The organism is Sphingobacterium yanglingense (genome assembly GCF_004363245.1).
GTDB classification, from domain to species: domain Bacteria; phylum Bacteroidota; class Bacteroidia; order Sphingobacteriales; family Sphingobacteriaceae; genus Sphingobacterium; species Sphingobacterium yanglingense.
Genome location: NZ_SNYV01000015.1, coordinates 156790 through 168742, shown reverse-complemented (window position 1 = coordinate 168742; position 11953 = coordinate 156790). Strand labels below are relative to the sequence as shown.

At 34.7% G+C, this 11953-nt stretch carries 11 protein-coding genes and 1 tRNA gene; 1 reads left to right on the top strand and 11 read right to left on the bottom strand.

The genetic code is table 11. The annotated features are described in order from the left end of the window. Positions 1-54: 54 nt before the first annotated feature. Entirely contained in the window at positions 55-432 is a 378-nt protein-coding gene (locus CLV99_RS14475; RefSeq protein ID WP_133585232.1) for an START-like domain-containing protein, read from the bottom strand. Between the two features lie 240 nt (positions 433-672). On the opposite strand from CLV99_RS14475, the gene CLV99_RS14470 reads away from it, so the two are divergent. Then, positions 673-746: transfer RNA gene (locus tag CLV99_RS14470), tRNA-Met, on the top strand. Between the two features lie 508 nt (positions 747-1254). On the opposite strand, the gene CLV99_RS14465 is transcribed toward CLV99_RS14470, so the two are convergent. The 10 genes from CLV99_RS14465 to CLV99_RS14420 all read right to left on the bottom strand — a co-directional run bounded on the left by CLV99_RS14465 (position 1255) and on the right by CLV99_RS14420 (position 11943). Then, positions 1255-1650, bottom strand: coding sequence for a helix-turn-helix domain-containing protein (locus tag CLV99_RS14465; RefSeq protein WP_133585231.1), 396 nt, complete (start codon positions 1648-1650; stop codon positions 1255-1257). A 23-nt stretch (positions 1651-1673) separates the two neighbouring features. Continuing rightward, a complete protein-coding gene (locus CLV99_RS14460; protein WP_133585230.1) occupies positions 1674-3626 on the bottom strand; it encodes a polysaccharide biosynthesis protein in 1953 nt (650 codons plus the stop codon). 10 nt (positions 3627-3636) lie between these two features. Continuing rightward, on the bottom strand, positions 3637-4692 hold the full coding sequence (locus CLV99_RS14455; RefSeq protein WP_133585229.1) for a GNAT family N-acetyltransferase: 1056 nt from the start codon (positions 4690-4692) through the stop codon (positions 3637-3639). A gap of 49 nt (positions 4693-4741) precedes the next feature. Beyond that, positions 4742-5800: a GNAT family N-acetyltransferase gene (locus CLV99_RS14450; RefSeq protein WP_133585228.1), complete on the bottom strand. Its 1059-nt coding sequence runs from the start codon at positions 5798-5800 to the stop codon at positions 4742-4744. Between the two features lie 19 nt (positions 5801-5819). Then, a complete protein-coding gene (locus tag CLV99_RS14445) occupies positions 5820-6314 on the bottom strand; it encodes a GNAT family N-acetyltransferase (protein WP_133585227.1) in 495 nt (164 codons plus the stop codon). 58 nt (positions 6315-6372) lie between these two features. Further along, on the bottom strand, positions 6373-7359 hold the full coding sequence (locus CLV99_RS14440) for a hypothetical protein (protein ID WP_133585226.1): 987 nt from the start codon (positions 7357-7359) through the stop codon (positions 6373-6375). 34 nt (positions 7360-7393) lie between these two features. Beyond that, positions 7394-8197: a phytanoyl-CoA dioxygenase family protein gene (locus tag CLV99_RS14435; RefSeq protein WP_133585225.1), complete on the bottom strand. Its 804-nt coding sequence runs from the start codon at positions 8195-8197 to the stop codon at positions 7394-7396. Positions 8198-8266: 69 nt separating this feature from the next. Then, complete coding sequence (locus CLV99_RS14430; RefSeq protein WP_133585224.1) at positions 8267-9298, bottom strand: GNAT family N-acetyltransferase; 1032 nt, start codon at positions 9296-9298, stop codon at positions 8267-8269. A gap of 46 nt (positions 9299-9344) precedes the next feature. Next, complete coding sequence (locus CLV99_RS14425) at positions 9345-10493, bottom strand: glycosyltransferase family 4 protein (protein ID WP_133585223.1); 1149 nt, start codon at positions 10491-10493, stop codon at positions 9345-9347. 97 nt (positions 10494-10590) lie between these two features. Next, positions 10591-11943 carry a pectate lyase family protein gene (locus CLV99_RS14420; protein WP_246032776.1) on the bottom strand — a complete coding sequence of 451 codons (1353 nt, stop codon included), beginning with the start codon at positions 11941-11943 and terminating at the stop codon, positions 10591-10593. Positions 11944-11953: the final 10 nt, after the last annotated feature.

Genomic DNA, 11953 nt, shown 5'->3' with positions numbered 1-11953 from the left:
ATGGCCTTGTTAGCTTTACATGAGGCTATGCGTGATAAACAAAGGTACAGAATTTTAAGCACCAATTACACTTTGAAGATAGCTTATCGAGTTGTCCCAGATTTTTTTTCGATCTTCTACATTTTCATCTTTCGCATGATCGGTAATGGCAAGAGCCACATCATTCGTTAGTTCATCCTGGATGATTTCCAATTCGAAAAAGTGAGGTTCGTCATCTACCCATTTGAACTTAACGTATTTGTTTTCTTTAGAAATAGCAATCTTTGCTCTATGCGACTCGCCATCCCAGATGAATTCGTAGACTCCATCATGGTAGATTACATCATCAGCAAACCATTGTGCAAGATCGTTCGGCTCAATTAAATAAGGGTACAGAATGCGTGGAGAAGAGTTGATTATATATTCTAGGTGAATTTTAGTTTTTTCCGACATAGCTAAATCATTTTTTAGTTAACGTTTTCATATTGATTTCTGTAATAATACATATTTTTATTTTAAAAGTACATGAAGCAGAATAATATTTGTTAACATCCAAAAAGTTGTCAACATGTTACAGCTTTCATTCTTAGATAATTGCGTCGGAAGGCTTTTTTGAAGGATATAAAAATATTAAAATCTCTAAAAAATTACTTTGAAAATAATTCCTTATTGCTATATTTGCATCACTGAAACGGCGGGGTAGCTCAGATGGTTAGAGCGCAGGATTCATAACCCTGAGGTCGGCAGTTCGATCCTGCTCCCCGCTACTGAAAAAAGCTTCAAGGAAACTTGGAGCTTTTGTTATTTATAGGTATTAACGAGACGGGCTTCATATCCGCCAGCTGGCGGACTGCAGTTCTATCCTGCTCCCCGCTACTGGAAAAAGCTTCACTGAAAAGTGGGGCTTTTTTCATTTGTAGGTTCTTGGTGGAGGTTTAGTAGTGTTTGTTATTGTTTCAGTAGTAAGGAACTCTAAAGAATCGATGAAAAAAATACGTACCAATCCTATACGTCATCAAATACGTCGTATTGACGGTCGTGGGTGAAGTCTGTATTAAGGAGTAAAGAAAAAGGGGGGAAGAAGAGATAGTGAGGGAATGCTTAAGATCCTGTTTTGTGTTTAACAGTTTTCTGATCTCTTCGAGGTTTAGGAGAGAAGAAAGCGCAAATCTTTGCGTCCTCTACATCTTACATTGATTCTGAATAGAAAGAGATAGGAGGGGAGATTTGAGGTTATCATTTTATTTCTTCCAATAGAAAAAGGCTTTTGTGGCATTAAAAATAACCATTTTTACCTGTTATGTTTTTATTTGAAGGTGAATTTTCGGAAATGAGATTTAATAGATCATTATATTTTTCTAACAAGCTAATATATTTATTCATCCAGAAATAAACAGAATTATTATCAACGTCTGTATTTTTTACAGAAGAGGTATCTTTTGCATTAAGTACGTGACGATGTTTTTTTATTAAATTTTCTGGTAATTCGGCTGTAAAATCGTGTCCAATTATATTACCAACTTCTAACAGAATTTGAAGATTCAAATTCTCTTGTTCAAACCAATTGTATATTGTTCTTCTACTTACTTTAAGCTTTCGGGATAATTCGCTAATCCCAATACGTTCCATTCTAAGAACTTGCTCTAGAATATTTCCTACGTGTATGCCCATGATAAAAAAATGTAAAAGTTGATCTAGTTAACCTCAAATAAGTCTAGCTCCTCATATTTAGAATTATTACTGATGAAATCTGGTAGAATTTCTTTCATTTTTTTTACCATTTCATAGTCGTTGTTCAAGCTGTTTAAGCGTAATAATTCCTCTGTAACCCGATGAACATAATTAAAGCTATAATCAATGATTTTAGATATTTTAATCTTTTGATGATGGGTTGGAATAGTTTCTTCTTCCAGAAGGAGTAACTCCTCATATAACTTTTCTCCGGGGCGTAATCCGGTAAAAACAATTTTGATATCCTTATCGGGAGCCATGCCAGCAAGTTTGATCATGTTCTTTGCCAGATCAACAATCTTAACCGGATCTCCCATATCAAAGATAAAGATTTCACCTCCATTTCCCATTGCTGCAGCTTCCAGTACCAATTGTACAGATTCAGGAATAGTCATAAAATATCTGGTTATTTCGGGATGGGTAACTGTTATGGGGCCTCCCTTTTCTATCTGAGCTTTAAATCTCGGAATGACAGATCCGTTTGATCCCATAACATTCCCGAAACGGGTCGTAATAAATTTAGTTTTTGGTTTATGTAGACTCTTAAAATTTGCTGCAACGTTTTCCGAAGTGGATGCTATGTTATTGTTATTTAGCGATTGGATATACATTTCTGCAAGACGTTTAGACGCCCCCATAATATTAGTGGGTTTTACAGCTTTGTCTGTAGAAATCATAATGAACTTTTCTACTTCATGATCTATCGAGAGATCGGATATGTTTTTCGTGCCTAATACGTTGGTTAATATAGCTTCTGTAGGATTGTTTTCCATCATCGGAACATGTTTATAAGCCGCGGCGTGAAAAACAATCTGTGGTTTAAATTCTTCAAATAGTGTTTTCATTCGGCTTTTGTTTTGGATGTTGGCCATGAATATTTTGGTTTTGGCTTCGGGATAATAATCTTCAATTTCAAGCTGAAGGTCATGTAAAGGTGTCTCTGCCTGATCGCAGAGGATGATATACTCTGGTTTATAGTTTAAAACCTGACGTACAATTTCGGAACCGATCGAACCTGCCGCTCCAGTAATCAAAACTCTCTTTCCTTTTATCTCTTTTGATACATTATTCTTCTTGAGGATAATAGGTTCCCGTTGTAAAAGATCTTCAATTTTCAAATCCTGTATCTGACTAGGACTTAATTTACCATATAGCCATTTATCAGAGGACGGCACTGTAACGACTTTAATGCCCAGTTCTATACATTTTTCAATTGCTTTCTTTTTACCATTAATGTTCAGATCGTTACCAACTAATAAGACCTTGTTGATGGCATGTTTTTTCTTAAGGGTTTCTATGCAAAATGACGGATATACATTCTTTTGTTCTATATGTTTGTTTATTTTATCCTGATCATCATCGATAAAACCAAACACGTTTATAGGTGCTTCCTGACAGGTGTCGAGTGCTTGTTTCACCAGAATTGACGTGTTGTCAGTCCCATAAATTAATATATTATCCTTTATATTTCCTGGTTGTAAATCTTTTAAATATCCAAAAATGTGTTTAACGGCTATTCTCAAAATAATCAACAAGGATGAAGAAATAAAAAAGTTCAATAATAGTGCTTTGTCAAACCATTGCCACGGAAGTTTAAAATATGGAGCAACAAGCAGATTACCGATAAGCATAAAACCAATACTGCTTATAAGCACTGCCATGAATACGCGAAAGATATCTTCTGTATTGGAATATCTTATGATTCCTGTATGAATTCTCATGTTGATAAACACGTAAATAGAAATCACACTGTACAGACCTATGTACAGAATATCGCTGGTGTAAAACAATTCAGCAGATTCAATTTTTTTGGTCAACAATAAAGATATAAAGAGGCTCCAGATTACGATTAGCTGATCGATCAATAATATCAGCCATCTTGAATGTACTTTATCACTAAATAATAACTTTTTCATGAGAGTAATTTTAGATAAATGATAGAGAGGAAAATAAGGCGATGGAAGCTCTGTATAAAGGGAAATAGTCAATTGCTATTTTTCTATCAACTCCTCGCTTATCAAGCAAATAGTTGTATGCTTTGCGGTTTGCAATGAACCGGAAACTTTTATAGTTTAAGAACAGATCTGAAAAAGCCGATTTCCATCGGAACAGGGAATCTTCTTTAAATCCGAGCCCACCACCTAGATGAAAAAACTTCATTCCCCTTTTGCGTCCAATAATGGTAATTTCATCAACTAGAAATTTCGCAGGAGATTGATTTAAATAGGATGCTTTAGTGGCAACCAAATGTGCCTGAATAATTCCGTGCGAAAAAGAGATAATCGTTGCACATGTTATTTCATCACCTAAATAAACCAATAATAATCTGCAATCAAACTCATTCGAATGAATCAGGTCTATAAAATATTGCTTGTCAAACAAATAGTATTCTGTGGACCCGATTCTACGCATGTTTTCTGTATAGATATCAATGAATATATCAATATCTTCTGGTCGTTTAGATTCCTTTACGAAATATCCCTTATCACGGCACCTTTTGATCGCTCTAGAGGTAGAACGATCGTACTTTTTACGTTGAACATCTAAAGGCAAATTCAGATCGAGCGCAACTGTAAGTCCATTTTCATGAACCCCTTTGAATTCCTTCATCAAAATATACTGATCAAAAAAGGGGTGCAATCGGGAGAATACGGAGACTATCTGTTCGTTTTTCAGAAATTTTAAAAATGACTTTTTAAAATTATCGATTAATCCTTCATTCAGGTGTTCGAATTTTCTACTTGCAATTGGTCCAGGATACCCATACACAGAGCTTAAATCAAAAAAAGGCGAATCAGGAATAACTCTTTTGAGAAACGGAAAGGCTATGAAGTCTTCACCTTCTTCATAAATCAAGAGTATAGGATTACCACTATTGTCTAAAGAATGATAATGCCAGGTATGATAAAAATCATGTACAAAAGAACGTTTAACGTAAGAATTCCATTCGTTTCTTTCGTTAAGAGTAAGTAATTTAATCATAGAATACATTTTTAGGTGGATACGAGACCAGGAGGTTAACCTATATCAGCTAATATTGGAGTACTGTATTATTTACCGGTACAAAGTGACATCTGTATAAGGGAAAGTAATCAATCTTATTATTGGGATCAATTCCTATACGATCAACTAAGGAATTATATATTCGCTCATTGGCAACATAGCGCCAACTTTTATATTCTAAAAACAGATCTGAAAAGCCAGCTTTCCAGTTAAACAAGGTATCTTCTTTAAAACCTAGACCACCACCCAAGTGGTAATACTTCATGCCTAATTTACGTCCGAGGATGCTAATTTCGTCCGTTAAAAATTTGGCAGGTGATTTATGAAGATATTTAGTTAAGGTAGCCACCAAATGGGCTTCAATTATGCCGCATGTACAGGTAATTATGCTACCACAAATTATCTTATCGCCAGCATAAACCAATATAAGACGACAGTCAAACTCATCTGTACTAATGAGGTCTATAAAATATTGTTTATTAAAAAAATAGTAATCTCCGGCTTCAATCCGCCTCATGTTTTCTGTATATATGTCAAAGAAAACACTGATATCTTCAAGATCTTTTGTCTCTTTTACTGAATAGCCATTATGCCACGCTTTTTTGATATATTGATAAGTGGATTTCCTGTATTTTTTACGCTGCTGTTCAAGTGGAATAGTAAGATCAATCGCTACAGTTTTGCCATTCTTGTAAACACCTCCAAATTTTTCGATTAATAAATATTGATTAAAGAAAGGGTGGAGTCTGGAAAATACGGAAATATTATGTTCCTTATCCAGAAAGTCCAAAAAGGAGCTTTTAAAATTATCCATCAGACTTTCTTCAAGATCTTCAAATTTGCGGTTAGAAATAGGCCCTGTATAACCATATACAGAACCCAGATCTGAAAATGAGGAATCTGATATTTTTCTCTTAAGCAAAGGTAAAGCGATGTAGTTATTTCCTTCTTCATATACGAAGAGAACGGGATCTCCACTTTGATCTAACGTGTGATAATGCCAGGTATGATAAAAATCATACTCTACGGAATTCTTTACGTAGGCTATCCATTGCTCTTTGTGAGAAAGAGTGATTAATTTTCTCATGATAGTAAGCGAACTAAGGTTAGATGGGAAACTCTTTTTTATTTAATTTCATTTTGGTAAATCCAGTTCCTTCATTGGAGCCTACTGCAACAAAGCCCATTCTTTCGTAAGTTTTACAAGCAGAAATATTTAATGGATTTACCTCTAATAAAACACATTTTAAACCTAGTTCGAAAAAAGCATACTTTAATATAAGCTTTGTAGCTTGCTTGCCTATTCCGTTTCCCCATAAGCTTTTCTCACCTATGAATATATGAAAGGATGCCAGTCCATTGTTTATATTTAATAATTGAATATTTCCTATGTATTGATTGTTTTCTTTGAGGCAAATTGCAAATCGTCGTTCATCCTTATTCTCTAATTTGCCTTTTATCCATTCCTGCTCAGTTTCTAAAGAAATGTATCTATCAGGTTTAAATTCAGTATATTTCCAGATATCAGAATCATTTCTCCACTGATAAGAGACATTTGCATCACTTAAAACCAATGGTCTTATATAAACTAAATTATCCATCTTATTTAAAAGAAAATTCATAGTGTGAATCAAAAAATAAAGAGCCTAGTCAATAGAGTTAGGATGCTAGTTCACGTATTATATCTTTCAACACACAAATTATTCGTTCCATATCTTTTATAGTATACCGGTGATCTATTGGTAGTGGGACAAGATGTTTTGCCAGATGATTTTCAAACATATGTTCGTTTGTCCACTTAAAAACATTGGGCCAATAAGTAGGAACAAATATTTTATTCGCTATAAGTTTAGTTTTAACTTGATCATTTGAGATAAGAAGAGGGTATACCATGGGAACAGCATCAAGAGGCATTTCAATATCAAGCTCATTTATTGTACCCAGATTTTCTTGCAAGTATTTAAAGTTTTGTTTTCTTGTTTTTCCACAGTGTTGATAATCAGTTCCGGAAAGAATTTTCTGCGTTAGAACAGACATTTTTTTTATATCGTTATTTTCAAGACTTTTATCGTTTTCAACAAAATCCCCATATGAATTTTCACTTCCTATATCGATACTCTTTATAAGATGTAACAATCTATCAAAAGATATGTCCGTTTCTATGTTCAATCGGAGATTACTATTAAGTTGCAAGTAAGCACCATCAGAGACACCAAAAAACTTTCTGCATGAATATATTGTATCGATTTTATCTATTGGTTTTGAAAAGAAGGCCTGCGAATTATCAACAATTAAATTTTTAATGTTTTTGCTTAATTTTTCTACTGTGTGCTGTTTTATACCGAAATAGTTGGTATACAAAAAGCATTCAGTATATCCAATTTCAAAATCGACTATAGGGTCTAACTGTTTGTCCAGTGTATAAAACTCATATGGAACAGCCATTTTTATCATAGGTTCCAATATTGTATCACAGGTAAAATAGGGGACATAGATTTTAGTGTACCCCTTAACCCTCAATATATATTCTAATGCATTTCTAGTTGTATTTAATTTTATAAGTGAAGGATAGTATTCTTCGCCATTTGAGAGCTGTAACTGAAAAAAGCCTCCAATGGTTTTCTGAAGTTCTTTTTGATCTTTCATAAAAATTGGAAGTTGATTTTTTTCAAAAAAACTGTTAACCCTGACTCGATAAATACATTCTTTTATGAGGAGGTTGATAAAACTCGTACAAATCTGCTGGAATTCTGGCATTATAACCAACAACCTGCCTTAAGCTTTCACTTAAAGATTCTCCAAATTCATAACCTAAATATCTTGGAAAATCAAACATCGGCTTAAAGAATGGTTTGGTGAAACTTAATGTTAATACTTTTCTGGCATTTTCAGTGTAATTTTTACCGGCAGCATGCCATAAGTTAGAATCAAACAAGATAATACTGCCTTTTTTTGTTATCGCCCGGTCAGCATGTTTGTAAAAATATTCCTCACTTGGTTTGACATCTTCCTTGTGTGAGCCTGAAAGTAGATAAGTGGCGCCATTCTCTTCTGTAAAATGATCAAGCAACACAATCATTTGGATCATCATTTTCATATTTCCGGTAAAACTTCTCAAATCCCGATGGATATTTTGAACATAGGGCCTATCATTTTTCATGTTAATAACCGCGCTAAACCCATTTAAGATGTAGTTTCCACCTAAAAAGAAGCGCATTTCCTTATCACAAAACATTTGTTCTAAAAAATGTAAACTAAAATTGTCACATTCCAATAAATGATGAAGGGTACCCTCCATATTTGTTTCAATACCGTTTTGGGTTTGGATTTCTCTTCTTTGCAAATAAGCAGGTTCCAGGTCATAAATAATTTGAGCAATCAGCTCTTCACTAAGAGCGTTTTCATATATAACCCAACCAAACTGATCAATTGCATTCTCAAAGTCACTAATAGTAGCTCCAGAATAATTAAATATATTTTTCAAAGTATATAGATTTAATGGTTAAAAATTTAGTTTTTTAAAAGAATTCGGAATTTTGAAATCGGATTGATTTTATTTAATGATCATCTCAGGGTAACGGTACAAGGGAAAATAATTTATATTTAAATCGCTCTTTCTTTCTTTGATTAGGTCATTGTATACGAATGTATCTGATACAAATTTCCAGGTAGAATCTTCTAGAAACAGATTTGAAAAGGAAGATTTAAATTTAAATAGGGAGTCTTCTCGACCTCCCAAACCACCGCCCAGGTGGAAATACTTCATTCCCAGCTGTCTCCCTATTATACTTATTTCGTCCGTGAGTAGCTTACTGGGCGATTGATTAACATAATCGACTGCTGTGGCCGACAGATGGTTTCGGATTATACCTCCACAGCACATAATAATTGCGCCGCAGATCATCTTAATTCCATCATACATCACGATTAACTTGCAACTATCCTCTTTAATGATTGCCGCAAAATAATCTTCGTTAAAAAAATAATTTTTTTCTGCTTTCAACCGGAGCATGTTTTCATTATACATGGCCGTAAATGACCTTATTTCACCTTTAGTTTTAGCTTCTTTAATAATGTAAGGCATCTTTCTCAAGTGCCTGATTTGTCTGCCCATCCTTTTTTCATAGCCTGTTCTTTGCTCTTCAATAGAAATGGATAAATCCATATATACAGTTTTACCATTGTCGGAAATTCCTCCTATTTTTTCAATTAACACCTTCTGGTCAATGAAAGGATTAAGTCTACAGAAAACACAGATATACCTTCCTGTGTTCATGAAGTTTAAGAAGAAATATTTGAAATTTTCAAGTATCTGGTCACTTATGTCTGCAAATTTTCTATTGGAAATCGGCCCTGAATAACCATACACAGAAGTTAGATCATACAAACCTGAATTTGCAATTTCTCTTTTTAGCAGGGGTAGAGCAATAAAGACATCTGATTCTTCGTAAACGAAAAGAAATGGATCCCCATTTTTCTCTAGTGAATGATAGTGCCAGGTATGATAAAAATCATAGTTTACAGAATTACGGACATACGCTGTCCATTCTTCCGATTGTTGAAAATTGATCAAGCGATATGCCATGACTAATAATGTATTTAAAGAACTATAGTTTTTTTAGATGTACAAGCTAGCCAACGTTCATGATTTTAAGCATTTCTGCATTGACAAGGTTCACATCAAATTTCTCTTTGGCGAATTTTCGCCCATTGATACCATACGAGATAATATCTCGGGTATTATTTATGTAGTGCTCCATTTTGGAAGCAAGAGCTGGAATGTTTTTTACGGGAACTAAAAAGCCATTAGTACAGGAAGGTGAAACATTTACAGTTTCACGACATCCGACAGAATCGCTGGTAATGATGGCTCTCCCCATGGCCATGCCTTCCAGTATACATCTAGGAACACCTTCTCCATAATACGAAGGGAGTACAACGATAGATGAGTTTTTTATATATGGCCTTACATCATCCACTTGCCCTATATATTCTACCGTATCTCCAGATTGGATTTTGAAATACAGTTCTTTGTTAATGGAGTCAATATTATCATCAAAAGAACCAATAAGCCTGAATTTTATATCCGGATATTTGGATCTGATGGTTTCCGCTGCTTCAAAAAACTCATTTACACCTTTTGCATTGATAAGGCGAGATATCATTAGAAAGCTGATATTAGTGGTTTCTGGTTCAGAATAATCATAATGATCCAAATCCACACCAGAGCCATTTACTACAAATGCCTGATGTTTAATTCCTATTATACCTGATTCTATTAATTTATTATAATCATCTCGGTTCTGAAGAATGATTCTGACCCTCCGGTTTTCCATCAGGCTGAACTTAAGCAGTTTTTTGGTTATCAGACTCACTATACTTTTTTTTGAACCATTATCGGTAAAATTGTACCCCAGTCCGGTTAACATCGGAGTTATACAATCTATTCCACAAAGCTTTGCTATAATAGTTCCATAGATTACAGGCTTAAATGTGTAGGGGAAGAAAATATCCGGTCTTAGTTTCCTGATAAGCTTGTATAATTGAGTCATGTATGTAAGATCGGAGAGGATCGATACATTACTTCCGTTCAGATGATTTTCAAAAACAGTTACTCCAAGATTCTTTAGCCTTTCTTGAACATGCTGTTGTGAAATCTTGGGGGTATAAACAAATACCTCATTCTTCTTGATAAGTTCTTCAATGAGTTTGCCCCTAAAATCAAGTAATGTACGCGGAGAATCGCACGCTATCAATACTTTTTTTCTATTTTCTGCCATAATAATGGAATTAAAAAGAATTGTACATGAACCAAAAGGCCACCTGACTTACAGTCAGATGGCCTTGCAATTAAATATTTTAACTTACTTCTGTTGATTATAAAGTTGCGCCAGCACCTTTCATCACAATAGATGGGACATTTGCAGCAGTACTAAGTACTGATTTATATTCGTAAGTAGGTGCCCAGTTTGAAGGCGATGTCGTAATTTTGTTTTTTCCAGAGTTATCAAATATATTGGTACTTTCACCGCTGATAACACCCGGTACATTACTAAGATCTGTTCTGATTGGGAGTGAAGTGTTTTTAAAATAACTATTTTCTACTCTTACAATTGCTCCCATAAAAGCGCTAACAAACCCAGCTTTGTCATAATAATTATTGAAGGTATGAACAGTTCCGTATCTTACATTTGGACAACGTTCTGAAACATTGTAAAAATAGTTATTGTGTACTGTAACACGGAGTTTACCAACAGATTCCGGTTCATTATAACTAAAACCAATCAGCATAGCTTTATGGTTATCGTGCAACTTATTCCATGATAGTGTAACGTAATCGGCACCTGTTCCTACATCAAGCAATCCGTCATAGTAGTCCCAATCACTTACCAATTCTGATGAAAGGTCACAGTGATCTACCCATACGTGGTGTGCACCACCTTTAATAATTATGTTGGAATAGGTTCTAACTTTACTGATTGTCATATTCCGAATGATGATATTGTTCTTTCCGTAAATAAACAAACTAGCACCGATCAGTTTAGAGCCGCTAAGTCCCAGGATTGTTTTATTAGATTCTACCCGAAGTAGTCCTGAACCGGTAATTGTTCCGGATACTTGTATAATTAACGATGCCGAGGATGATACAGCACTTTGAAGCGCAGAAAAAGTTGACACAGTTACTGTCTGACCACCTGCACCACCTGTTGTTTTACCATTTACAGAAGCATATCCGATAGGTACATTAGTAGATACTGGAGGATCTGTGGTACCGGTTGGCGGAACAACTGGAGGTATTGTAATGCTTTGATCGCCTACAGTATAGGTGTATTTCTTACGATTGGTTCTCGGATCTGAGTTATCAGAAGCCGAAAGAAACAAGAAACCCGATTTATGACTGAAACGACCTTTACCTAAGTTTCTGATTTCTTGGTGTACAGAGTGCGAAGGGCCTATTTCAACACCATTTTCAAATACCCTTACGGTAGAAGCATTTGGCTTATCATTTGTGTCACTTATTAAATTGGCGTCCATCGGAATTCGTACCGAAAATCCGCCGTCGGAAATACCTTTTGAAGCATTTACGGTGAATACAGAAGTTGAAGTTGTTGAAACAGCACTTTGTAAATCCGCATCGTTAGGAGCATCAATTGTTAGATTTTCTATCCCTTCTTTTTGACATTGACTAAAGGTGAAAATTGTAAACAGTAGTGAGCTAAATACTAGCACTTTTGTAATT